The organism is Bradyrhizobium sp. CCBAU 53338 (assembly GCF_015291665.1).
Classification (GTDB): Bacteria; Pseudomonadota; Alphaproteobacteria; order Rhizobiales; family Xanthobacteraceae; genus Bradyrhizobium.
In genome coordinates this window covers 4,013,960-4,036,191 of sequence record NZ_CP030048.1, presented here as the reverse complement: position 1 = coordinate 4,036,191, position 22,232 = coordinate 4,013,960, and the positions used below count along the sequence as shown (strand labels likewise).

The 22,232-nt window shown below is 64.6% G+C and carries 22 protein-coding genes; 13 read left to right on the top strand and 9 right to left on the bottom strand.

The window, feature by feature from the left end; translation table 11 throughout:
* Positions 1 to 74 precede the first annotated feature (74 nt).
* The 5 genes from XH90_RS18980 (at position 75) to XH90_RS18960 (ending at position 4,712) form a co-directional block, all read left to right on the top strand.
* Positions 75 to 1,013, top strand: coding sequence for a carbohydrate ABC transporter permease (locus XH90_RS18980; protein ID WP_194475882.1), 939 nt, complete (start codon positions 75 to 77; stop codon positions 1,011 to 1,013).
* On the top strand, positions 1,013 to 1,918 hold the full coding sequence (locus tag XH90_RS18975) for a carbohydrate ABC transporter permease (RefSeq protein WP_194475881.1): 906 nt from the start codon (positions 1,013 to 1,015) through the stop codon (positions 1,916 to 1,918). The genes XH90_RS18980 and XH90_RS18975 overlap by 1 nt, the downstream gene beginning before the upstream one ends.
* 20 nt (positions 1,919 to 1,938) lie before the next feature.
* On the top strand, positions 1,939 to 3,039 hold the full coding sequence (locus XH90_RS18970; protein ID WP_194475880.1) for an ABC transporter ATP-binding protein: 1,101 nt from the start codon (positions 1,939 to 1,941) through the stop codon (positions 3,037 to 3,039).
* 36 nt (positions 3,040 to 3,075) lie between these two features.
* Entirely contained in the window at positions 3,076 to 4,065 is a 990-nt protein-coding gene (locus XH90_RS18965; RefSeq protein WP_194475879.1) for a hydroxyacid dehydrogenase, read from the top strand.
* Between the two features lie 170 nt (positions 4,066 to 4,235).
* Positions 4,236 to 4,712, top strand: a complete 477-nt coding sequence (locus tag XH90_RS18960) for a hypothetical protein (protein ID WP_194475878.1) — start codon at positions 4,236 to 4,238, stop codon at positions 4,710 to 4,712.
* Positions 4,713 to 4,773: 61 nt separating this feature from the next.
* Here XH90_RS18960 and XH90_RS18955 read toward each other — a convergent pair whose 3' ends face one another.
* The gene (locus XH90_RS18955; RefSeq protein ID WP_194482737.1) at positions 4,774 to 5,271 is read right to left on the bottom strand and encodes a DUF1993 family protein; all 498 of its coding nucleotides are present in this window, start codon (positions 5,269 to 5,271) and stop codon (positions 4,774 to 4,776) included.
* Between the two features lie 114 nt (positions 5,272 to 5,385).
* Between XH90_RS18955 and XH90_RS18950 the strand changes: the two genes are divergently transcribed.
* The 3 genes from XH90_RS18950 to XH90_RS18940 all read left to right on the top strand — a co-directional run bounded on the left by XH90_RS18950 (position 5,386) and on the right by XH90_RS18940 (position 7,768).
* Positions 5,386 to 6,168, top strand: a complete 783-nt coding sequence (locus XH90_RS18950; protein WP_194475877.1) for a transporter substrate-binding domain-containing protein — start codon at positions 5,386 to 5,388, stop codon at positions 6,166 to 6,168.
* Between the two features lie 155 nt (positions 6,169 to 6,323).
* Positions 6,324 to 7,235, top strand: a complete 912-nt coding sequence (locus tag XH90_RS18945; RefSeq protein WP_194475876.1) for a DUF2147 domain-containing protein — start codon at positions 6,324 to 6,326, stop codon at positions 7,233 to 7,235.
* A gap of 176 nt (positions 7,236 to 7,411) precedes the next feature.
* Positions 7,412 to 7,768 carry a hypothetical protein gene (locus XH90_RS18940; RefSeq protein WP_194475875.1) on the top strand — a complete coding sequence of 119 codons (357 nt, stop codon included), beginning with the start codon at positions 7,412 to 7,414 and terminating at the stop codon, positions 7,766 to 7,768.
* A 63-nt stretch (positions 7,769 to 7,831) separates the two neighbouring features.
* Here the strand turns inward: XH90_RS18940 and XH90_RS18935 are convergent, their stop codons facing one another.
* Positions 7,832 to 8,236, bottom strand: a complete 405-nt coding sequence (locus XH90_RS18935; RefSeq protein WP_194475874.1) for a cupin domain-containing protein — start codon at positions 8,234 to 8,236, stop codon at positions 7,832 to 7,834.
* 17 nt (positions 8,237 to 8,253) lie between these two features.
* Positions 8,254 to 8,952, bottom strand: coding sequence for a ribonuclease activity regulator RraA (locus XH90_RS18930; protein WP_194475873.1), 699 nt, complete (start codon positions 8,950 to 8,952; stop codon positions 8,254 to 8,256).
* Between the two features lie 246 nt (positions 8,953 to 9,198).
* Between XH90_RS18930 and pxpB the strand changes: the two genes are divergently transcribed.
* Genes pxpB through XH90_RS18915 form a run of 3 tightly spaced genes read left to right on the top strand, consistent with a single transcriptional unit; the run spans position 9,199 to position 11,762 of the window.
* Complete coding sequence (pxpB, locus tag XH90_RS18925) at positions 9,199 to 9,930, top strand: 5-oxoprolinase subunit PxpB (RefSeq protein WP_194475872.1); 732 nt, start codon at positions 9,199 to 9,201, stop codon at positions 9,928 to 9,930.
* The gene (locus XH90_RS18920) at positions 9,927 to 10,964 is read left to right on the top strand and encodes a biotin-dependent carboxyltransferase family protein (RefSeq protein ID WP_194475871.1); all 1,038 of its coding nucleotides are present in this window, start codon (positions 9,927 to 9,929) and stop codon (positions 10,962 to 10,964) included. Before pxpB ends, XH90_RS18920 begins: the two co-directional genes overlap by 4 nt.
* A gap of 27 nt (positions 10,965 to 10,991) precedes the next feature.
* On the top strand, positions 10,992 to 11,762 hold the full coding sequence (locus XH90_RS18915; protein ID WP_194475870.1) for a LamB/YcsF family protein: 771 nt from the start codon (positions 10,992 to 10,994) through the stop codon (positions 11,760 to 11,762).
* 103 nt (positions 11,763 to 11,865) lie between these two features.
* Here the strand turns inward: XH90_RS18915 and XH90_RS18910 are convergent, their stop codons facing one another.
* The 5 genes from XH90_RS18910 to XH90_RS18890 all read right to left on the bottom strand — a co-directional run bounded on the left by XH90_RS18910 (position 11,866) and on the right by XH90_RS18890 (position 18,218).
* Positions 11,866 to 13,482 (bottom strand): sulfite reductase subunit alpha, encoded by a 1,617-nt coding sequence (locus tag XH90_RS18910; protein WP_194475869.1) that lies wholly within the window; start codon positions 13,480 to 13,482, stop codon positions 11,866 to 11,868.
* Positions 13,479 to 15,275, bottom strand: a complete 1,797-nt coding sequence (locus tag XH90_RS18905; RefSeq protein WP_194475868.1) for a NirA family protein — start codon at positions 15,273 to 15,275, stop codon at positions 13,479 to 13,481. The genes XH90_RS18910 and XH90_RS18905 overlap by 4 nt, the downstream gene beginning before the upstream one ends.
* Before the next feature lie 13 nt (positions 15,276 to 15,288).
* Positions 15,289 to 16,119: a formate/nitrite transporter family protein gene (locus XH90_RS18900; RefSeq protein WP_194475867.1), complete on the bottom strand. Its 831-nt coding sequence runs from the start codon at positions 16,117 to 16,119 to the stop codon at positions 15,289 to 15,291.
* Positions 16,120 to 16,467: 348 nt separating this feature from the next.
* Positions 16,468 to 17,631 carry a CmpA/NrtA family ABC transporter substrate-binding protein gene (locus tag XH90_RS18895; RefSeq protein ID WP_194475866.1) on the bottom strand — a complete coding sequence of 388 codons (1,164 nt, stop codon included), beginning with the start codon at positions 17,629 to 17,631 and terminating at the stop codon, positions 16,468 to 16,470.
* On the bottom strand, positions 17,628 to 18,218 hold the full coding sequence (locus XH90_RS18890; RefSeq protein ID WP_194475865.1) for an ANTAR domain-containing response regulator: 591 nt from the start codon (positions 18,216 to 18,218) through the stop codon (positions 17,628 to 17,630). The genes XH90_RS18895 and XH90_RS18890 overlap by 4 nt, the downstream gene beginning before the upstream one ends.
* 111 nt (positions 18,219 to 18,329) lie before the next feature.
* Here XH90_RS18890 and rimO point away from each other — a divergent pair, with 111 nt between their 5' ends.
* Positions 18,330 to 19,655 carry a 30S ribosomal protein S12 methylthiotransferase RimO gene (gene rimO, locus XH90_RS18885; RefSeq protein WP_194475864.1) on the top strand — a complete coding sequence of 442 codons (1,326 nt, stop codon included), beginning with the start codon at positions 18,330 to 18,332 and terminating at the stop codon, positions 19,653 to 19,655.
* A 98-nt stretch (positions 19,656 to 19,753) separates the two neighbouring features.
* Here rimO and XH90_RS18880 read toward each other — a convergent pair whose 3' ends face one another.
* On the bottom strand, positions 19,754 to 20,689 hold the full coding sequence (locus XH90_RS18880; protein ID WP_194475863.1) for a hypothetical protein: 936 nt from the start codon (positions 20,687 to 20,689) through the stop codon (positions 19,754 to 19,756).
* Positions 20,690 to 20,813: 124 nt separating this feature from the next.
* On the opposite strand from XH90_RS18880, the gene XH90_RS18875 reads away from it, so the two are divergent.
* Positions 20,814 to 21,962 (top strand): tetratricopeptide repeat protein, encoded by a 1,149-nt coding sequence (locus XH90_RS18875; RefSeq protein WP_194475862.1) that lies wholly within the window; start codon positions 20,814 to 20,816, stop codon positions 21,960 to 21,962.
* Positions 21,963 to 22,232: the final 270 nt, after the last annotated feature.

Sequence of the window (22,232 nt, the reverse complement as noted above, 5' to 3'; positions counted from 1 at the left end):
CATCACAACAAGCCGACCGGTCGCCGGCTTTGGCGTTGAACCATCCGTCTGCAAGACTCAGAGGTTTTCCTCCCATGGCCGATGTCGTCGTTGAGCAAGGTCGCCTCGTCAGCTCCGCGCGCCCGAGAAAAGGCAGAGGTCTGCGCAATATGCTGGGTCGGAAATCGACCGTGGCGTTCTTCCTGACGCTGCCGCTGATCCTCCTGATCGCGCTGCTCGTGCTCTATCCCGCGTTCTATTCGCTCTATCTGGCGACCCTGAACAAGGCGATGACGAAATTCGTCGGGCTGAGCAATTTCACCTTCCTGTTCAAGCGCGAAACGTTCTGGATGGTGGTGAAGCAGTCCTGCATCTTCGCGATCACAGCCGTGATCTTCAAGGCGCTGATCGGCTTCATCGTCGCGCATTTCGTCCACAACATTCCCGGCAAGAAGCAGCGCAAATGGCGCGGCATGCTGCTGGTGCCCTGGGTGATTCCGCCCGCGATGAGCACGCTGGCCTGGCTCTGGCTGTTCGACCCCTCCTACAGCGCCTTCAACTACACGCTGTCCTTCTTCGGCGTCGGTCCGGTCCCCTGGCTCGGCGAGACCTTCTGGGCGCGCTTCTCCGTCATCCTCGTCAACGTCTGGTACGGCGCGCCGTTCTTCCTGATCATGTACCTGGCCGCGCTCAAATCGGTTCCGGACCAGCTCTATGAGGCGGCCGCGATCGACGGGGCCAATTGGTGGCAGAAGATCTGGTACGTCACGCTGCCGATGATGCGAAACATCATCGCCATCACGACGCTGTTCTCGTTGATCGTGACTTTCGCCAATTTCGACATCGTGCGCATCCTGACCTCGGGCGGTCCGCTGGATACGACGCATCTGTTCGCGACCTGGGCGTTCCAGGTCGGCATCCAGAGCAGCGACATCCCGCTCGGCGCCTGCGTCTCGCTGTTCATGGTACCTATCCTCGCCGTCGCAGCGATCTTCATCCTGCGCGACATCACCAAACGCGGGAACGAAGCCTGATGAGCACGATGGCAATCGACAAGGCCGGGCCAACCCGCAAGCTCGGCAGCATGAGCAGGGATCGCGCCTGGGCGCTACGCTGGTCCTATTTTTTCCTGGTTCTGTTTGCGATCTTCTTCCTGACGCCGCCGGTCTACATGCTGATCACCTCGCTCAAGAGCAGCGCGGAGATATCGGCGGCGACCAATCCGTGGTGGGTGTTTCATCCGACGCTCTCGAACTACGTGGAGCTCTTGACCTCGAACCAGTTCCTGCGCTTCTTCTGGAACTCGTCGATCGTGGCGATCGTGGTCGTGATCATCACCATGTTGATCAGCATCCCCGCCGCCTTTGCGCTTGCGCGGATGAAGTTCTGGGGCTCGGCGACGCTCGCCACCGGCGTCTTCCTCACCTATCTGATCCCGGACAGCCTGCTGTTCATTCCAATGTTCAAGACGCTCGGGGTCATCCAGGACCTGACCGGCATCACGCTGCTCAACCGATGGTACGTGCTGCTGTTCGTCTATCCGACGCTGACGGTGCCGTTCTGTACCTGGATCATGATCGGCTATTTCGCCTCGATTCCGAAGGAGCTGGATGAGGCTGCGCTGATCGACGGTGCCTCCTGGCTCCAGACGCTGACGCGCATCTTCATTCCGGTGGCGCTGCCAGGTCTGATCGCGGCGACGATCTTCGCCTTCACGGTGTCATGGGCCCAGTTCCTCTATCCTCTCGTGTTCACGACGTCGGTGGACCAGCTGGTGCTGCCGGTCGGCATCACCACGACGCTGATCAAGGGCGACGTCTTCAACTGGGGCCAGATCATGACCGGCGCGCTGCTCGGCGCCGCGCCGCCGCTGATCATCTACGCCTTCCTGATGGACTACTACATTGCCGGCCTCACCGCCGGCGCGACAAAGGGTTGAGAGCGAGAGGTTGAAGTGCAATGGCCGACGTTTCCCTGCGTAAGGTGATCAAGCGTTACGACGATGTCGAAGCGGTGCGCGGCATCGATCTTGATATCTCCGACCACGAGTTCATCGTTCTGGTCGGCCCCTCCGGCTGCGGCAAATCGACCACGCTGCGCATGATCGCAGGACTCGAGGACATCAGCGACGGCGACATCATGATCGGGGGCGACGTGGTCAACGACGTGCCGCCGAAGGACCGCGACATCGCGATGGTGTTCCAGAACTACGCACTCTACCCGCACATGACGGTCGCAGAGAACATGTCGTTCGGGTTGCGGCTGAAGCACTATCCCAAGGACGAGATCAAGGCGCGGGTGACGGAGGCCGCGCGCCTGCTCGACATCACCGATCTGATCGACCGCAAGCCGAAGCAGCTCTCCGGCGGCCAGCGCCAGCGCGTCGCCATGGGCCGGGCCATCGTGCGCAATCCGAAGGTGTTCCTGTTCGACGAGCCGCTGTCCAATCTCGACGCCAAGCTGCGCGTGCAGATGCGGATCGAGATCAAGAAGGTGCACCAGAAGGTACGCACCACGACCGTCTACGTCACCCACGACCAGGTCGAGGCGATGACCTTGGCCGACCGCGTGGTGGTGATGAACAAGGGACGGATCGAGCAGATCGGCACGCCGAACGAGCTCTACCACAAGCCGGCAACACGCTTCGTCGCGGGCTTCATCGGCTCGCCCGCGATGAACTTCATCCCGTGCCGCCTCGAGGATGCCGGCGGCGCGCTGCAGATCCGCCTGACCGACCGCATCGCCTTTGCGCTGCCGCCGGCGCGTGCCGCGCGCTACAACGCGCTGCCGCGCACCGACAAGCTGCTGCTCGGCATCCGTCCCGAGCATCTCACCGAGGCACATGCGCATCTGGATCCCGGCGTCGAGACCTTCGACACCGTACTCGACGTCACCGAGCCGATGGGGATGGAGACGCTGGTTTATTTCGGCCTCGACGGCACGCCGGTCTGCGGCCGGGTCAATCCCAATGCCGGCGCCAAGGACGGGGCTCCCATGCGTTTGGCGATGGACCTCAACAACATGCACCTGCTAAACGAGGAGACCGGCGTCGTGCTGTGACGCCGTGATCCAAGAAGCGCTAGCAGGCAGGGAGCGATGGCGACCAACAAGAAGAAGATTTTCGTTACACAAACCTTGTCGCAAGGGGCACGCGCCCTCCTCACCCAGCGGGACGATATCGAGCTCGTCGAGTTTGCGAACCTGATCTCCGCCAAGGATTTCGAGGCCCTGCTCAAGAGCCATGCGCCGGTTCATGGCGTGGCGCTGGGCGCTACGGCATTCGGCGAGACCGAGCTCGACGCCGCCAAGGACATGAAGGTGGTCACCCGCATCGGCGTCGGCTACGACGCCGTCGATGTGCCTGCCCTCTCCCGCCGCAGGGTGCCGCTGATGGTCGCAGGCAGCGCCAACTCGCCCTCGGTTGCCGAGCAGGCGCTGTTCATGATGCTGACGCTGGCCAAGCGCGCCAACGAGATGCACGCCTGTGTCAAGGACGGCAAATGGGCCGAGCGGCTCAGCATGCTGCCGTTCGATCTCTACGGCAAGACCGTGCTGATCATCGGCTTCGGCCGCATCGGCAGCCGCACCGCCAGGCGCTGCCTGGCGATGGAAATGAGCGTACAGGTCTACGACCCCTACAAGCCAGCGGCCGACATCAAGGCCGCCGGCTGCGAGCCCGTTAGTGACCTCGACGCCGCGCTGCCGAGCGCCGACTTCGTCACCATCCACTGCCCGAAGACCCCTGAGACCGTCGGACTGTTCGACGCGGCGCGGATCGGCCGGATGAAGCCAAGGTCCTATCTCATCAACACCGCACGCGGCGGCATCGTGAAGGAGGCGGCGCTGTACGATGCGCTCGTCTCCGGCAAGATTGCCGGCGCCGGCATCGACGTGTTCGAGGTCGAGCCGCCGCCGGTCTCCAATGCGCTGTTCGCGCTGCCCAACGTCATCATGGCCCCGCACGTCGCGGGCGTGACCGTCGAGGCCGTCAGCCGCATGAGCGAGCAGACCGCGCGCAACATCCTGAGTGTTCTGGACGGCGATCCCATCAGGCAGAACATCATCAATCAGGACGTGCTGGGCTGAGCTAAATCCGGGAGCGGACAGTCGATCTGTCCGCCTTCGGACGGACAGAATGCGTCCCATTTTGGTGCAGATCGGGCCCCAACTCAGCCTTAATCAAACCCGCGTAATGTAGCCGGCCGCGGCGGCAGTGGGACAGACTTGCCAGCCGCGTCGAGCTGGAGGATGGACCCTTGTCAGAGATCGACCCGACCGACCACGCGCTGGCGACCATCGCAAGCATTTTGGATCACCCCGAGCCGCTTCAGGTCGTCCGCGACAGCGAGGCGGAAACGGCGGCCGCCGATGACAATGCGGTCGCAGACGAGCATGACGAGCATCATGTGTCCGAAGAGCATCCAGTGGTCGAAGAGCAGCCGCTGGTCCCTGATCACACCGATGCCGACGGCTACAGCAAGGTCGGCCCCGGCCCGATGGTGGCGATCCGCCTGAAATGGACGGTCCATCGCGGCGACGACGGCCAGTATTACGTGCACGAGACCATCGGTGAGCAGTCCGCCCCCGTGATCAGCGGCCCGATGACGAGCGAGGCCGCGGTGCGTTTCGTCGACGAACACGAGAACGAGGCGAACAAGCGCTTCGAGCTGCTGCGCAGCGAGATCGCCGGCCGAAGCTCGCTTGCCGACTACGAACGCAAGGGCGAAGCTTGAGGCTCTTTGTGCCGCCCCCTCCGTAGACCTCTCCCCGGCGGGGAGAGGTAAACACCGAACTCTATTTCCGCCCCAAAAAATCCTTCTTCACCAGTTCGACGCCGGCGTGACGCAGCAGGTCGTACGCGGTCGTGACGTGAAAGAAGAATTGCGGGATGCTGTTCGTCAGCAGCAGCGTCCTCCCAGTGAACGGCAGCTCGGTCCCGTTCTTCAGCTTGAAGAAGACCTTCAGCTCCGCAGCCGCATCGATCTCGGTACGCGGCAGGCTTTCGATGAACTCGATTGAGGTGGCGATCCGCGCCTGAAGCCCGGCCATGTCGTGCTCCAGCGGCGGTAGCGTGACGGGCTCGCACTGGGCCAGCAAGGCCGGCGCGACGGTCGCGTGCCGGCAAGCCTCGCCGACCTGCTGCGCCAGATCGTACATGTTTGGCGCCATGCGCATTCCAAGCAGGACCGCGGGATTGAACTTGCGGGTCTCCGCATAGGCAACGCCCTTGTCGAGCAGGACCGACAGGTTGCGCAGATAAGGCACGAAGAGGCCGACCGAGGCCTCGTACATCGAGATTGTCACTCTACGATTCCTTTCAATTCCGTCTCGCCAGAAACGGGCATCTGGTCTAAATCCACGTCTCACGAGCCATACAATGACAGCTCGCACTTGGGTGGAAAAGATATGACTGTTCGAATCCTGGCGGCCTTGGCCGTGATGTTGCTGGCAAACCTCTCGGCTTACGCGCAGCAGCCGGCCCCCTCGCGCCTCGACGAAATCATCAAGCGCGGCACCTTGCGCGTCGGCATGACCGGCGACTACAAGCCTTTCACCTATCTGGACAAGACTACGCAGCAGTTCTCTGGTTTCGACGTGGACATGGCGGAGGCGCTTGGCAAGGCGCTCGGCGTCAAGGTCGAGTTCGTGCCGACGGCCTGGCCCAAGCTGATGAAGGATTTCGAGGCCGACCAGTTCGACATCGCCATGGGCGGCGTCTCTGTGACGCTCGATCGCCAGAAGAAGGGCTTCTTCTCGATTCCGATCATGCGCGAGGGCAAGACGCCGATCGCGCGCTGCGCCGACACGGCCAAGTACCAGACGCTCGCCGACATCGACAAGAAAGGCACCCGCGTCATCGTCAATCCCGGCGGGACCAACGAGCGTTTTGCGCGCGCCAACGTCAAGGACGCCGACATCACGGTCTTCCCCGACAATACCCGGATCTTCGACGAGATCGCCAAGGGCAACGCCGACCTGATGATGACGGACGCGTCCGAGACCCGCTACCAGCAGAAGCAGCATTCCGGCGTATTGTGCGCGGTGCACCCGGACAAGCCGTTCGACTTCTCCGAGAAGGCCTACTGGCTCCAGCCCGACATGGCTCTGAAAGCCTTCGTCGACCAGTGGCTGCACATCTCCATGGAGGACGGCAGCTACAAGAAGATCTACGCCGCGTGGTTCGACTAGAGCGTCGTCCGCCGCCAAACCTTGGGGGCTTCCCGGTGCATTGAACCCGGAACCGCTGGTGGACGACTCATACCTTGACAGTGATCTGGATCACTTTTCGCGATCCGACCGGGGCGTAAGCCTCGGCGTGGGGACCACCTGTTCGGGAGATGGAAATGAGGAAGCTGTTGGCCACGGCCGCATTCCTTCTGGCAAGCACCGCAGCACACGCTCAGTACACGTTCGAGTATGGCGGCCGCACCATCCGGATCGATCCCGACCGCGGCACGGTGCAAATTCCCGGCGTGTACGACAACACCGCTCAGGGCAAGGCCAAGAAGGCCAAAAACGACACCAAGCAGACTCCAAAGACCGAACCGCAGGCGCCGCAACAGGCCAAGGTCGATCCGCAAACGCCGGCAGCACCGCCGCCGGCTCCAGTTCCTGTTGCCGTGCCACCCGCTACAGAACAAGCGCCTGCGGCACCTGCCGCCGCGGCCGCAGCGCCACCTCCGTCCGCACCGCCCCAACTTGCTCCGGCAGCAACCGCCAGCACGGCGCCGGCTGACGATGCGATGGTGCCGCCACCGCAACCTGCTCCGGGTGCGGCCCCGACGGTCGCCGCGGTCCCACCCGCGCCGCCCGCACCGCCTCCGCCACCAGCTCCGACCGTGGCGGCGGTGCCTCCGACGCCACCTCCGCCACCTGCACCAGCGCCAGCCCCGGCTCCCGTTCAGGCCGCCGCTGTCTCACCGCCACCTCCGGCAACCGCGCCGACACGCGACCTCAATTCACCGCTCGGCGTCTGGCTCACCGAGGAGAAGGAGGGCAAGGTTCGCATCGAGCAATGCGGCAACAACCTCTGCGGCTATTCGGTCGACAGCAAATCGAACCAGAACGGCGAACAGGTCCTGATCAACATGAAGCCCGGCAAAGACCTGAAATGGTCCGGCCGCATCCTCGATCCCAACAGTGGCTCGACCTACGATTCCACGATCACGTTGAAGGGAGGCGACCGCCTGCGCGTGCAAGGCTGCGCCTTCGGCGGCATGTTCTGCGGCGGCCAGACCTGGACGCGTGTGAACTAGACTAGAACGCGTCGCGCGAGACAGACAGGGGCCCGTCATCCGGCCGCTTTGAGTCTGCCGCGACGCTATCGCGATGTGAGTCACCTCACAGAGAGCGTGGCGCGCGTGACTGTCCTCACATCGCTGGTTCCGCGCCCGTGACACGATCCCCGCATGGTCAACCCACGGGGCGTGTCATGGACGGATTTCGCAAAAGTCTCTTCGCCACCATCGTCGCCATCGTCGTCCCGCTCACGCAGGCGGATGCGGCGGGCTCTACCTTCGATGGCGCCTGGAATGTCCGCATCTCCTCATCGAGCGAGACCTGCGGCAACGGCGCGAGCGTCGCGATCGGAATCAGCAACGGGCAGATTGCGTCGAGCAGCGCCGCGGTGACCGCATCGGGCCGGGTCGCGGATGCCGGCAGCATCAACGTCACCTTGAGCACCGGCATCAAACGCGCCGTCGGCTCCGGCCGGCTCAGCGGCACCTCAGGCTCCGGCACCTGGCGTGGCGCCATGTGCTCGGGTACGTGGACGGCGGAGCGAATATAACTCCAAGCCGATGGGTGACGCATCGCCCTCCGGCGATGCGCCGTATTCAGGAACGGGCCCAGTCTAGCCGAGCGGCGCCGAATAGTCGGCGTCGGTGACCGGCTCGAGCCAGGTCGAATAGACGCCGTCGAGCGCTTCCTGCATGGCGATGTGGCACATGCTGTTGCCAGGCGAGGCGCCGTGCCAGTGCACTTCACCCGGCGGGATCCAGACGGTGTCGCCGGGGCGGATTTCCTTGACCGGACCGCCCTTGGTCTGGACGCGGCCGACACCGGAAATCACGTAGAGCGTCTGCCCGAGCGGATGGTGGTGCCAGTTGGTGCGGGCGCCGGGCTCGAACGAAACGCGTGAGACGTTCAGCCGCGCCGGCGCGGGCGCCATGTTGATGGGATCCTGCAACACGGTGCCGGTGAAGTTTTCCTTGGGCGCACGGCGTGTCGGCCGCGTACCTGCGAGCGTGATGTCCATGGGGTCCTCGTTTCCTGTTACTTCTTGCTGGCGGCGTAGCGCGCCTTGGTTTCGGCGTTCATGGGATAGAGGCCCGGCAGCGCCGCGCCGTTGTTCACCTCGTTGACGATCCAGGCTTCCATCCGCTCCTGCTCGACACCTTCATTGAGCACATGCTCGAGCATCGCTTGCGGAATCAGCACGCAGCCGTCCTGGTCGGCGACGACGATGTCGTTCGGGAACACGGCGACACCGCCGCAGCCGATCGGCTCGCCCCAACCGACGAAGGTGAGACCCGCGACGGACGGCGGCGCGGCATAGCCATCACACCAAACCGGAAGATTGGTGCCGAGCACACCCTCGACGTCACGAACCACGCCGTCGGTGACGAGCGCGGTCACGCCGCGCTTGACCATGCGGGCGCAGAGGATGTCGCCGAAAATGCCGGCGTCGGTGATGCCCATGGCGTCGACCACGGCGATGCAGCCTTCGGGCATCGCCTCGATCGCGGTGCGGGTCGAGATCGGCGACGACCAGGATTCCGGCGTCGCCAGATCCTCGCGCGCCGGCACGAAGCGCAGCGTAAAGGCAGGTCCCACCAGGCGCGGCAGGCCCGGGCGCAGCGGGCGCGCGCCGCGCATCCACACATTGCGCAGGCCCTTCTTCAGCAGGACCGTGGTGATGGTGGCAGTGGTGATGCCGGCGAGGGTCTTGCGGGCTTCGGGGGACAGCGACATGGACGAGAACGAGCTCCGAGGTGCAGGAAAGAACGCGCGCATCTTGCGAGCCGGGCGCTTGCCGTCAAGGCCCAAAGCCCTGCAATAATGCGGCCCTGCCGGGCTGTTATGCGACGCGATAACAAGGCTTTATCGCCACCCCTTGCATTAATTTATTGGACTTGCGGGCGCATTTACGCGAAGCAAAGGCATTCGCGGAACTCAAGGCTGAGCCCGCGCTTTTCTCAAGACCGATTTCGAGAAGTCATGGCCGCGACGCTTCCCCCGCCCCGCCTTCTGCCCAGCGGCGACAGCGCCGTCACGGTCGAGTTCAGCCGCACCATCGACGATGCCGCCAACGAGCGCGTGCTCGCACTCGACAAGGCGCTCGCGGCAAGCCCCATCGAGGGCATCTCCGAGACGATCCCGACCTATCGCTCGCTGCTGGTTCATTACGATCCCGGCAAGATCGGGTTCGACGCGCTCGGCGAAAAGCTGCTTGCGATCGCCAGCCAGAAGCTGCCGCCAACGACCAAGGCGCGGCGCTGGCGCATTCCGGTGGCCTATGGCGGCGAACACGGCATCGATCTCGAGGATGTCGCGAAAGCGCTGAACACCACGCCCGAAGACATCATCGCCCGGCATATCGGCGGCGACTATCGCGTCGCCATGATCGGCTTCACGCCGGGCTGGTCGTATCTCAGCGGCCTCGACAAATCGCTGCACATGTCGCGGCGCGAGAGCCCGCGGCTGTTCACGCCGGCAGGCACGATCTCGATCGGCGGCATCCAGGCGGGCATCCAGTGCCTGGCCGCGCCGAGCGGCTGGCACCTGTTGGGCCGCACGCCCGTACGGACCTATCAGCTCCACCGGAATCCGACCTTCCTCACCGAACCCGGTGATCGCGTGACGTTTTTCGCCATCGACCACAAGACCTTCGAGGAGCAGGACCGCGCCGCCGAGGCTGGCGAGATCATCGCCGAGCGGGTCGACGCATGAGCCGGCTCGTCGTCAGCACCATCGGTCCTGCAAGCTCCGTCCAGGACGGCGGACGGCTGGGCGCGCAGCGCTATGGGCTGACGGTCAGCGGCGCGATGGACCGGCTGGCGCTGGCCGCGGCGAACACGCTCGTTGGCAACGCGCCGTTCGCAGCCGCTGTCGAGATCGGCCCGTTCGGCGCGACGTTCACGGCCAAGGATGGCGCCGTGCGCGTCGCGATTTCTGGCGCGCCGCGCAATGCCGACATTGCCGGGAAACCGGTGCCGATGGATTCATCCGCCACGCTGAAGGACGGCGAGACCCTGACGCTCGGCTTTGCCCGCGGCGGCGCGTTCACCTATCTGGCCATCGAAGGCGCCATCAAGGGCGAAGAGGTGTTCGGCAGCCTCGCGGTGAATGCCCGCGCGGGCCTCGGCAGCCCCTACCCGCGCCCGCTGCAGGCCGGCGACGAGTTCGCGGTCGATTTTGCGAGCGGCGCGCCGGAACTGCGCATCGAGCTACCGAAGCCTGCGAGCGGTCCGATCCGCGTCGTGCTGGGCCCGCAGGACGACGAGTTCGACGACGCCAACAAGGCGCTGTTCCTGGACAGCGACTGGAGGATCTCGGCGACGTCAGACCGCATGGGCTACCGGCTCGAAGGCCCCGCCATCAAGCATCTGCACGGCCACAACATCGTTTCCGACGGCACCGTCAACGGCAGCATCCAGGTGCCCGGCAACGGATCGCCGATCGCGCTGATGATGGACCGCGGCACCTCGGGCGGTTATCCCAAGATCGCAACCGTGATCACGGCCGATGTCGGCCGCCTCGCACAGACCTCGGCGGGCACGGCGTTCCGCTTCAAGGCCGTCACCATGGCCGAAGCACAGGACGAGGCGCGCAAGTTTCAACAGCTGATCCGCACCCTGCCCGATCGCCTGCGCTCGTCCGACACGGTCGACCTCAACATCGAGGCGCTGAGCGATGCCAACGTCGCGGGCTATGCCGTGAGCGCCATGGATGCCGGGACCTGGCAGGTCACGGCGGAGCCTTAGACACAGGACCAAAGGCGGAGAGCAACCATGAAGACGATCGATCTCAATTGCGACCTCGGCGAAGGTTTTGGCGCATGGGAGATGGGCAACGACGCCGCGATGATCGAGCTCGCAAGCTCGGTCAACGTCGCCTGCGGTTTCCACGCCGGCGACCCCGACATCATGCGGCGGACGGTGGAACTGGCGAAGGCGCGCGGCGTCTCGGTCGGCGCGCATCCTGGGTATCGCGACCTGCACGGTTTTGGCCGCCATCCGATCGCGGGCCTGAAGGCGTCCGAGATCGAGAACCTCGTCGCCTACCAGATCGGCGCGCTGCAGGCGATCGCGACTGCGGCCGGCCACAAGGTGACGCATGTGAAGGCGCATGGCGCGCTTTCGAACGTCGCTTGCGAGGACGACATGACGGCCAAGGCGATCGCTGCCGGCATCAGGGCGGTCGACCCCAGCCTGATCTTCGTCGTGCTGGCCAATTCAAAACTGGTGAAGGCCGGCGAGGAAGCCAATTTGCCGATGGTCCACGAAGTGTTCGCAGACCGCGCCTATGAGGACGACGGCAACCTCGTCTCGCGCAAGAAGCCCGGCGCGGTGCTGCACGATGCGAAAGTCATTGCTGATCGCGTGGTGCGCATGGTGCAGGACGGCGCGGTGGTGTCGGTCACCGGGAAGGTCATCAAGATGCGCACGGACACGGTGTGCATCCACGGCGACACGCATGGGGCGGTCGAGATCGCGCGAACGCTGCGTCAGGCGTTGAAGGATGCGGGGATCGAGGTTGCGCCGTTCAGGCGCGGGTCGTGAGGTTCGCGCGCTGCTCAAATCGCGAAAACAACCCCATGCACAGTAGAAAGCCACCGCCGGCGGACAGCGCGGCGGCGGCGATTAGTCCTGATCCCGCCGCGGCCTAGTATACGTCAGCCTGGAAGCGGCCCTTTTTCTTGAGGTCGGCGACAAAGCTCACGGCCTCGTCGGTCGAGCGCGCTCCGAACTGGGCGACGATGTCGACCAGCGCGCGCTCGACGTCCTTGGCCATCCGCTTGGCATCGCCGCAGATGTAGAGATGCGCGCCTTCGGCAAGCCAGGTCCAGACCTCGCGGCCGAGTTCGCGCATGCGATCCTGCACATAGAACTTCTTCTCGCCGTCGCGCGACCAGGCCAGCGACAAGCGCGTCAGGAGGCCCGAGGTCTTCATCGCGTTGAGCTCGTCACGATAGAAGAAGTCGCAATCGCTGCGCTGATGGCCGAAGAACAGCCAGTTCTTGCCCTGCGCACCGGTTGCCTTGCGATCGAGCAGGAAGGCGCGGAACGGCGCGATGCCGGTGCCGGGGCCGATCATGATGACCGGAATCTTCGGATCCTCCGGCAGGCCGAAGCCATGCGCCTTCTGCACATAGACCTTGAGCTTGTCGCCCTCGTTGATGCGCTCGCCGAGGAAGGTCGAGGCGACGCCGAGCCGCTTGCGCTTGCCGATGACGTAGCGCACGGAATCGACCGTCAGCGAGAGCTTTCCGGGCGTCGCATTGTGCGACGACGAGATCGAATAAAGCCGCGGCTGCAGCGGCTCCAGCGCCTCCACGAACGCCTCCGGATGCGGCCGCGTACCCGAAAACTTCTGAAGCGCGGCCATCACGTCGAGAGTTGCGGCATCGCCATCGGGATCCTCGCCCTGCGCCAGCGCCCTCGCCTTCTCGCGCTGCGCGCCGCCGGTGATGAAGGAGAGCAACTCGAACAGCTTGTCGGGCGCCGGCGACAGCGAGACGTCCTCGACCAGCGCCTCGCGCAGCGTCTTGTTGTTGACCTTGGTGGTGTGGGAGGCGCCGAGCAGTGCGATGATCTGGTCGACGAGGCCGAGGTCGTTGCGGGCGAACACGCCGAAGCTGTCGCCGACGACGTAGTCGAGCTTGCTCTCGGAAAGATCGAACTCGACGTGATAGGTCTCCTTCTCCGAGCCGCCCTTGTTGAGCAGGCGGCGCGACAGGAAGGTGGCGTCAGCCGGATTTTCGCGGGCACGACCGAGTTCGGCTTTCACCTCCGGCGCAGCGGGTGCGCTTGCAGCGGGCGCGGCAGCTCCGCCACCAGGCTTGGCGGCCGGCGCCTTGTCGACCTCCTCGAACAGCTGTTTGAGCATCCGCGCCGTCTCCTTGCCGCCGGGGGCGCAGAGGTTGAGCCGGGCTTCGCTCTTGTTGGCGATCGAGTCCGAATAGTCGGCGCAATTGTAGCCGCACTGGCCGCAATCCTGCTGCGCCATCGCCGCCATCATGCGGCGGCGGAGCGGACGCCCCTCCGCGAGCTTCATGCGGTCGGCGATCGGCATGGCCGGGTCGTGCCAGGGTGCCTCCCCGTCATCGCCATCGCCCTGCGGCGCCAGCACCGCGCCGTTCTCCGCCGGCGACAGCGGCGTCGAGCCGTCGAGACCGAACATGCCGACGAGAAAGCCGTTCAGCCACAGCCGCTGGCCCTCGGTGAACGGTGCATTGGCCGGAATGATCTCGATCTTGGGAGGCACGGACATCTGGGTCATGCTGCTACTTCCGCTTCGGCGAGTTTGCGTAAGGCTTCACCGTCATGGCGACGGGAGAAGGTCAGGAACGTCTCTTCGGGTGAGGCGCGATGGGCGAGATAGGCCTTGAGCAGGCCCTCCACCCTCACAGGCACATCCTCGGCCTTCACGTCGTGGAACACCTCCTGGCCGATATCGGCATCGGGACCGAAGCCGCCGCCGGTGAACAGGTGATAACCCTCGACCTGGTCATCCTCGCTGGCGCCAGGCACCTTGGCCGCGATCAGGCCGATGTCGGAGATGTAGTGCTGCGCACACGAGTGATGGCAGCCGGTCAGATGGATGTTGAGCGGCGTGTCGAGTTTGATGCGCTCGTCGCACCAGTCGCCGATCGCGGCGGCATGACGCTTGGTGTCCGAGGCCGCGAACTTGCAGCCGGCATTGCCGGTGCAGGCGATCAGGCCGGCGCGGACGTTCGAGACTTCAGTGGCGAGGTCGAGCTTCTCCACCGCGGCGGTGACGAGCGCGACGTTCTCGTCGCGGACGCCCGAGATCAGCAGGTTCTGCCAGACCGTCAGGCGGATATCGCCGTCGCCGAGATCCTGCGCGATCTTGGCAAGCCCGCGCATCTGCTCGCAGGTGAGCTTGCCGATCGGCAGCGCGACACCGACCCAGTTGAGTCCGCCCTGCTTCTGCTTGTGCACGCCGATATGGGCCATGCGATCGGACAAGGGCCGCGGCAGCAGCGCTTCCGCCGGCACGCGCGCGAACGGCTTCTTCAGCCGCTCCTCGACCAGCTTGAGGAAGCCGTCGTGGCCCATGATGTCGAGCACGTATTTCAGCCGCGCCTTGTTGCGGTTGGTGCGATCGCCATGCTCGATGAAAACGCGCACGATGGCATCGGCAACCGCGGTCGCGTCTTCAGGGCGAACGACGATGCCGGAATATTTTGCAAAGTCCTTGTGGCCGGTGATGCCGCCGAGGCCGAGCTTGAACCAGACGCCCGGATCGACGCCAAAACCGTCCTTCACTTCGACCGCGGTGAAGGCGATGTCATTGGTCTCCTCCAGCGCTGCGATCTTGCCGGCGCCGTCGAAGGCGACGTTGAACTTGCGCGGCAGGCCGAACAGCGAGCGGTCGTTGAGGATGTGGTAGTGCCATTCGCGCGCATAGGGGCGCGTGTCGAGCAGCTCCTGCGGATCGATGCCAGCCGTCGGCGTGCCCGTGACGTTGCGGATATTGTCGGCGCCGGCACCGCGCGAGCACAGGCCGATGTCCTGCACGCCTTCGATCAGCCTGACCGCGTTCTTCGGCTCGATCTCGCGGATCTGGAAGTTGGCGCGGGTGGTGACATGGGTGTAGCCGCCGCCGCAGCTTTCGGCGATGTCGGCGAGCCCCGACATCTGCCAGTGCTTCAGGATGCCGTTGGGAATGCGCAGGCGCGCCATGTAGGAGGTCTGTGCCGGCGCGACCCAGAAGATGCCGTAGTAGCGCCAGCGGAAATTGTCCGCCGGCGTCGGATTGGCGTTGTTGCGCGCCTGGTCCTTCAGCCGCTCATAGGCGTCGAACGGATGCATCTCGCGCTTGAACTTCTCCTGGTCGGCGAGCTTCTTGCCCGCCGCCGTAAGCTTGTCCTGCGCCTTGATCGCCGCAGCGTCCGGCCCCGTCGGTTCAGACGGAGCGCCGGCCGCAGGCGCGCCGCCGGCTGCAAAGGCGCGCCCGACACGTCCGACCTGCATGCCGGACATGAAGCCTTCGAGATAGCGCTTCTGCTCGTCGGAGAAATCGGCCGTGGGTGCTGTATCGAGTTTCATGGACTGAATGGACCTACTCTGCTGCCTGGACCGCGACCTGCGCGACGTCGGCCGTGGGCGTGGCGGGCTTGTACGTCGTGTAGAGCGCAAGGCCGGTGAAGACGAAGCCGCCGACGAGATTTCCCAAGGTCACCGGGATCTGATTCCACAGCCACCAGTCGGAGACGCTGACCTTGGCGCCGAGCATCATGCCCGTCGGGATGATGAACATGTTGACGACGGCATGCTCGTAGCCGAGCGCGAAGAACAGGAAGATCGGCAGCCAGGTCGCCGCAATCTTGCCGACCGTCGAAGTCGAGGTCATCGCCATGACGACGCCGAGGCAGACCAGCCAGTTGCAGAGGATCGCCTTTACAAAGACCGAGACGAGGCCTGCCGTGCCGATCGCGGCGTTGCCGATCGTCTTGGCCTCGGCGACCGCAACGATCTTTGCGGCGACGCCGGCCACTTCGACCTTGCCCATGTTGGTGAGCGAGATGGCGATCAGCGCGCCGACGGCAATGCTGCCGAGCAGGTTGGCGACGAAGACCCACGACCAGTTGGCGATGACCGCATTCCAGCTTGCCTTGCCTTCGAGACGTGCGAGCGGAACGATCGCGAAGCTGCCGGTGACGAGTTCGAGACCGAGCAGCACGATCATCACGAGGCTGACCGGGAAGATCAGCGCGCCGACGATCGGTTGCCCCGTCGTGACCGCGCCGGTCAAGGCGAGCGTGGTGGCCGCGCCCAGCAGTGCACCCGAGATCGCGCCACGGATCATGATGTCGCGCGGGGCGAGCGCCAGCTTCTTCAGGCTGGCATCGACCATCGAGGCCACGACGTCGGAGGGTTTCGCGTAATCCATTTCGAAGCTCCAGCTTGCCGCGCGATAAGCGGCGTCAACGGGTTGAACTGACGTTGATCGCTGGGAGCCGGTTACAGGCACGCGCCTCTCCGGAACCCGGGCGATCCGATCAGCCTCGTTGCTGCGGAAATCCACCATGGACCTGGAGCCGCCGGCGCCCACGCCGAGCGGCTTGGGCTCTCTCCATTCAAGGAGTGTGCCAACGCAGCATAAGCTACAAAATCACATAAAATCAGTGATTTAATCTTATGTGCAGCGCATGAAGTGGATCATGGTTCATGCTGCTTCGGGCAGCAATAGCCCAAAGATTAAGCTTCGAATCGAACTGAGCAATATTTGAGCAGAGCCTTACGGCACGCGCCGCCCGACCTCAAACGAGGCGAGATAACCGGCGACATCGCCGGGATCAAAAGCCGGTCCGGCAAAGGCGCCGAAGGGGGCGCTCGCCTGCACCTCTCCGCTCCGCCCAATGGCGGCATCATAGAGATCCGGCCGAAATACCGCCATCGCCGTCTTGAGCGCCTCCGGGCTGAGGGCCGTCTGACCCCAGCGTACCATCTGCGCGTAGAGCCAGGCCGCCTGAACCGGGTCCGGGCGCCCCGCTCCTTCGCGGCCGACCAGGAGGTAGCGGCCGCTCTCGCGCACCGCACCATCGGGCGAAATCTTCAGCCGCCCGGTGAGCGAGCGCTGGATCACCTCGGCATCGACACCGATCCGCTCGGGCTGCGCCAGGATTTGCGCGGCCTCCGCCAGGTTCTCAGGCTGCTCGATGAACGCGGCTCCCTTGACCGCCGCACGCACAAGGCTCGCGACCACATCCGGATGCTTGTCCGACCAGACCTGGCGGACCGCCAGCACCTTCTCCGCCGCACGCACCAGGATGTCGGAAACGAAATGCAGGATGTGGCCAATACCGAGATCGACCGCGATCGAATTCCAGGGCGCGCCGACGCAGAAGGCATCGACGTGGCCGCTCTTGAGGCTGTCCACCATGTAGGGGGGCGGCAGCACGACAAGGCGCACGTCCTCGTCCGGATCGACGCCCGCGGCCGCCATCCAGAACCGCAATTGGTAATTGTGGGTCGAGAACGGGAAGGTCATGCCGAAGGTCAGCGGATCGGCGCCCGCCTTGCGCCTGATGGCAACGACCTTCGCCAGCGCCTTTGCGGTGGCGAGCGGATCGAAACGGTCGCCGTCGATTTGATCCATCAGCGCAGCATGCAGCGCCGGCGAGACCGTGATCGCATTGCCGTTGACGCCGAGATTGAAGGGCGCGGCGATCGGCACCTTGACGTGACCGAGTCCGAGCGAGGACGCGATCGCGACCGGCGCCAGCAGATGCGCGGCATCGAACAGGCCGATGTTCAGCTTGTCGCGGACGTTCGACCACGACACCTCGCGCACCAGCTCGACCTCGAGCCCCTCGGCCGCGGCAAATCCCTTGTCGACGGCGACGATCAGGGCGGCGGCATCGACCAGCGGAATGAAACCGATGCGGAGGGAAGCGGTCATTTCAGCATCTCCGACGCGGTGATGATCGACTGCGCGATCTCGCCGATTTTCTTCTTCTCGCGCATGGCGGTCGAGCGCAGCAGCACGTAGGCCTCGTCCTCGGTGAGGCCCTTGACCTTCATCAGAATGCCCTTGGCCTTCTCGATGATCTTGCGATCCTCGAGCTGAGACTTGGTGCGCTCCAGCTCCTCCTGAAGCTTTGCGAAGGCGTTGAAGCGCGACACGCAGAGATCGAGGATCGGCTTGATCCGCTCCTTCTTCAGACCGTCGACGATATAGGCAGACACGCCAGCCTCGACCGAGGCCTGGATCGAGGCGGAGTCGCTCTGGTCGACGAACATCGCGATCGGCCGCTTCACCGCACGACTGACCTGGAACATCGCCTCCAGCACGTCGCGGCTGGGGTTTTCCAGATCGATCAGGATGATGTCGGGGTCCACCGCATAAATACGGGCGAGCAGGCTCTGCATCTCGCTGATATGGACGACCTGCGTGAATCCGGCCTCCCGCAACCCCTCCTCTAGGATCGCAGCCCGGACAGGGCTTTCGTCGACAATCACGATTTTGGGCGACTGTTCGGCGCTCATGGCTCACTCACGGCAGGCGATTCATCCATAGCATGCCGGACGGCCATGCAAAGGGTTGTAATTATGGGCAATTGGGACTAGCTCAAGCCTGTCAATCAGGCAGATTTGGATATGGATCAGACGGCTGCGCCCAAGGTCAGCTTCGTGTCACTCGGGTGTCCCAAGGCTTTGGTGGATTCCGAGCGTATCATCACGCGCCTCCGCGCCGAGGGCTACGAGCTCGCGCGCAAGCATGACGGGGCGGACATCGTCATCGTCAACACCTGTGGCTTCCTCGACAGCGCCAAGCAGGAATCGCTCTCGGCGATCGGCGACGCCATGGCCGAGAACGGCAAGGTGATCGTGACCGGCTGCATGGGCGCGGAGCCGGAAGCGATCGAGCAGGCGTATCCCGGCGTGCTCTCCATCACCGGTCCGCAGCAATATGAGAGCGTGCTCGATGCCGTGCATCGCGCGCTGCCGCCGGCGCATAATCCACATCTCGACCTGGTGCCGCCGCAGGGCATCAAGCTGACGCCGCGCCACTACGCCTACCTGAAGATTTCCGAAGGCTGCAACAACCGCTGCACCTTCTGCATCATCCCGAAGCTGCGCGGGGATCTCGTGTCGCGTCCGGCCGATGACGTACTGCGCGAGGCCGAGCGGCTGGTCAGCGCCGGCGTGAAAGAGCTGCTGGTGATCTCGCAGGACACCTCGGCCTATGGCGTCGATCTCAAATACGCCGAAAGCCCGTGGAAGGATCGCCAGGTCCGCGCCAAATTCCTCGATCTCGCGCGCGAGCTCGGCGAACTCGGCGCCTGGGTCCGGCTGCAATACGTTTACCCCTACCCGCATGTCGACGAGGTCATCGCGCTGATGAACGAGGGCAAGGTGTTGCCCTATCTCGACATCCCGTTCCAGCATGCGAGCCCCGAGGTGCTGAAGGCGATGAAGCGCCCGGCAGCACAGGACAAGACGCTGGCGCGGATCAAGCGCTGGCGCGAGGAATGTCCTGACCTTGCGCTGCGCTCGACCTTCATCGTCGGCTTCCCCGGCGAGACCGATGCCGACTTCGCCTATCTGCTCGACTGGCTCGATGAAGCCGAGATCGATCGCCTCGGCTGCTTCAAGTACGAGCCGGTTGCGGGCGCGACGTCGAACGCGATCGCCAATCCCGTGCCGGAAGAGGTCAAGCAGGAGCGCTACAACGCGCTGATGGCGCGCCAGCAGAAGATCTCGGCGCGCCGGCTGAAGCGCAAGGTCGGCACGCGCCAGCAGATCATCATCGACGAGGTCGGACCGACCGTCGCGAAGGGCCGCTCAAAGGCCGATGCGCCCGAGATTGACGGCGCGGTCTATCTGTCGAGCCGCCGGCCCCTGCGCGTCGGCGAGATCGTCACCGCGAAGATCGAGCGCGCGGATCAATATGATCTGCACGGCAGCGTCGCTGGGTTCTGAGCGCCGACCGTTCGTTGTTGCGAACGAGCTAGCCGCGGGGGCTCGCTGCAACCTCTCCCGCGAGCGGGAGCAAACCCGCGGCTGGAGCTTCCGCTATCTCACGCCAGCCATTTCGGCACCCAGCGCTCGGGGCGCGGGGCGCGGGTGAGATCGGCCCTGGCTTCGGAGAGCAGCGCCGGCTCGCCCCCGATGGTCGGGCGCACATCGTACTCGAAATTCGGCATGACGCGGCCGTCGGCGGAAAGGCCGAACTTCATCGCGTACCACAGGCCGAGCTCGGGCTGGGCGCGGCGCATCTCCTCGCGCAGGTCACGCAGCAGGGATTCGATCGAGGCGGCCTCCTCGAACGGCTGCGGCCCGCGCGACAGCACGCGCGCTTCATACTGCTTGCCGACGATGGCGACCTCGAAATGGGTCTTGTCCCAGGCGTTCTTGCCTTTGGGCAGATGCGCGGCCAGCCGCCAGCCAAGCTCGGCCATCAGGCGGTGATTGGCCCAGTATTCCTCGCGGTCCCGGCTCCACTTCTCGACGAAGCCGCGGAAGTCCGGCAGCTCGCCGTCCTCGCAAGGCGCCGGCTCGCCGGCCGGCTGCCGGGCCAGCCATTGCGCGAGCTCGACCGTCTGCGGCTCGACCTCGTCGTGCGGCCGCAGATCGTGCCAGGCCTCGTCGAATTGCTGCGACGTCAGTTTGGTGAGCAGCACGTCGAGGGACGGCGCAAGCAACTCATAATCGCCCTCGGAGCCCAGCCCCACGATCGGCGGATTGTCCCGGTCGAGGCCCGCGCCATACCAGCCGCCGACAGCCGAACCGTCCGGCAGCCGCATGAACAGCGAGAACCTGTCGCGCAACGGGCTGCCGTCGAAGATCGGCGCCTGATCGGAGAACTGGCCCTGCAGGGAGAAGCAGCCGACGCTGCCCCAGGGGCGCCCCTTCAGCCAGGTGGCGAAGTCGACCAGAAGCGGCGGCGCCTCAATGCCCGGCGGGAACGCGCCGCGAATACTGTCGAGGTCGATCGGGTAAGGGGTGTCGGACAAGGCTGCAAACTGTCTGGTTGGTCCCGCCTTCTTGGTCTCGACCGGTGTGGGTCCGGTTCGAACCAATTCGCGTCCTGAGATCACAAACGCGCTAGGGGCTTTTTTGTTTCTGGGCGGCAATCGAATGACACGCAATCACGTGATCGGTATCCGGGGCGGCGTCTGCGCGATCAGCGCAGCATTGATTCTGCTTGCCCTTCCCGCCGCGGCGCAATCTCCACCAGCCGATCAGGCGCGTCAATGGTGCTTCGGTTCCAGCGACATCGGCGACGACCAGCGCATCGACGGATGCACGATTGTGCTGCAGGCCGATCCGTCGAACGTCGGCGCACTCGTGAACCGGGGCAAATCGTTTCGGCGCAAGAAAAAAACGCAGCAGGCCCTCGCCGACTACACCCGCGCCGTCGAGCTGGCCCCTGACAATCCCGAAATCTGGTTCGGTCGCGGGATCACCTATGCCGATCTCGGCGATCGCGACCACGCCATCGCGGACTACACGCACGCGATCGAGCTGAAACCTGACAACGCGTCCTACTGGTGCAACCGCGGCAATGTGCGCATCGCGCAGAACGACTTCGAGCATGGGTTCGCCGACTTCGACCAGGCTATCATCATCGATCCGAAATTCGCGCTGTGCTATTTCAACCGCGGCACGGCTCGTGCGTGGCATCGCGAGCCCGATCGCGCGCTCGCTGATCTCGACATGGCGATCAAGCTCGATCCAAACTACGCGGCCGCATACGGCAATCGCGCCCGCCTCTATCGCGACCGCGGCGGTCGCGATCACGCACTGGCCGACTTCACCAAATCACTTGAGCTCAATCCGAACAATGCCGGCGATGCCCGCGCGCGCGGCGACATGTATCTCGACGCGCATGATTACGAGCGCGCGCAGGCGGATTTCGACCGCTCGATCAAGGCCAATCCAAATTACGCCGGCGTATTCTACGGGCGCTGCGTAACCCACGAGATCCTGCACCAGTTTCCCGAGGCCCTGGCCGATTGCAATCAATCGCTGCGGATGAAGCCGAATGAACCCAACATGCTGAGCAGCCGAGGCCGCATCAAGCTTCGGCTCGGGCAATACGACGCGGCGATGGCAGATTTCGATGCCGCGCTGAGCGTGAATCCGAACTCCGAAACCGCGCTCTACGGGCGCGGACTTGCGAAGCGCAAGAAGGGCGACAGCGAAGGCGCTGCGCGCGATATTGCGGCGGCCAAGGCGATCAATGTGGGGATCTCAGGCGCATACGAGCATCTCGCACTTCCTTGAGTTTCTTGCCGCTGCATGCGCGCCGCCATGTGACACTGAGGGCGGCGCATTTGAGCCGAGCGATCTACGCCCGGCGCCGCATCGTGCAAATTGCCCGCTTGACAGACCCTGCCCTTCGGCTGTACGGACGCGCCCCATGATCAACTCTCGGACCCAACTGCGCCAGGCCATGCGTCGTCGCTCCCGCGACGATGATGGGTTGCGCCATGTCCGACGACGCCGCTGAACCAGTAAATTCAGCACAGTTTTCGAGAAGGCCGCACCCGCAAA

Excerpts from the sequence above, each read along its gene's own strand:
- XH90_RS18890 (WP_194475865.1), bottom strand. The coding sequence starts at position 18,218 with ATGAGCGCCGAACAGTCGCCCAAAATCGTGATTGTCGACGAAAGCCCT.
- XH90_RS18905 (WP_194475868.1), bottom strand. The coding sequence starts at position 15,275 with ATGAAACTCGATACAGCACCCACGGCCGATTTCTCCGACGAGCAGAAG.
- XH90_RS18945 (WP_194475876.1), top strand. The coding sequence starts at position 6,324 with ATGAGGAAGCTGTTGGCCACGGCCGCATTCCTTCTGGCAAGCACCGCA.
- XH90_RS18895 (WP_194475866.1), bottom strand. The coding sequence starts at position 17,631 with ATGACCGCTTCCCTCCGCATCGGTTTCATTCCGCTGGTCGATGCCGCC.
- XH90_RS18930 (WP_194475873.1), bottom strand. The coding sequence starts at position 8,952 with ATGTCGCTGTCCCCCGAAGCCCGCAAGACCCTCGCCGGCATCACCACT.
- XH90_RS18950 (WP_194475877.1), top strand. The coding sequence starts at position 5,386 with ATGACTGTTCGAATCCTGGCGGCCTTGGCCGTGATGTTGCTGGCAAAC.
- XH90_RS18980 (WP_194475882.1), top strand. The coding sequence starts at position 75 with ATGGCCGATGTCGTCGTTGAGCAAGGTCGCCTCGTCAGCTCCGCGCGC.
- XH90_RS18955 (WP_194482737.1), bottom strand. The coding sequence starts at position 5,271 with ATGTACGAGGCCTCGGTCGGCCTCTTCGTGCCTTATCTGCGCAACCTG.
- XH90_RS18920 (WP_194475871.1), top strand. The coding sequence starts at position 9,927 with ATGAGCCGGCTCGTCGTCAGCACCATCGGTCCTGCAAGCTCCGTCCAG.
- XH90_RS18910 (WP_194475869.1), bottom strand. The coding sequence starts at position 13,482 with ATGACCCAGATGTCCGTGCCTCCCAAGATCGAGATCATTCCGGCCAAT.
- XH90_RS18900 (WP_194475867.1), bottom strand. The coding sequence starts at position 16,119 with ATGGATTACGCGAAACCCTCCGACGTCGTGGCCTCGATGGTCGATGCC.
- XH90_RS18970 (WP_194475880.1), top strand. The coding sequence starts at position 1,939 with ATGGCCGACGTTTCCCTGCGTAAGGTGATCAAGCGTTACGACGATGTC.
- XH90_RS18975 (WP_194475881.1), top strand. The coding sequence starts at position 1,013 with ATGAGCACGATGGCAATCGACAAGGCCGGGCCAACCCGCAAGCTCGGC.
- XH90_RS18915 (WP_194475870.1), top strand. The coding sequence starts at position 10,992 with ATGAAGACGATCGATCTCAATTGCGACCTCGGCGAAGGTTTTGGCGCA.
- XH90_RS18935 (WP_194475874.1), bottom strand. The coding sequence starts at position 8,236 with ATGGACATCACGCTCGCAGGTACGCGGCCGACACGCCGTGCGCCCAAG.
- XH90_RS18875 (WP_194475862.1), top strand. The coding sequence starts at position 20,814 with ATGACACGCAATCACGTGATCGGTATCCGGGGCGGCGTCTGCGCGATC.
- XH90_RS18965 (WP_194475879.1), top strand. The coding sequence starts at position 3,076 with ATGGCGACCAACAAGAAGAAGATTTTCGTTACACAAACCTTGTCGCAA.
- rimO (WP_194475864.1), top strand. The coding sequence starts at position 18,330 with ATGGATCAGACGGCTGCGCCCAAGGTCAGCTTCGTGTCACTCGGGTGT.
- pxpB (WP_194475872.1), top strand. The coding sequence starts at position 9,199 with ATGGCCGCGACGCTTCCCCCGCCCCGCCTTCTGCCCAGCGGCGACAGC.
- XH90_RS18940 (WP_194475875.1), top strand. The coding sequence starts at position 7,412 with ATGGACGGATTTCGCAAAAGTCTCTTCGCCACCATCGTCGCCATCGTC.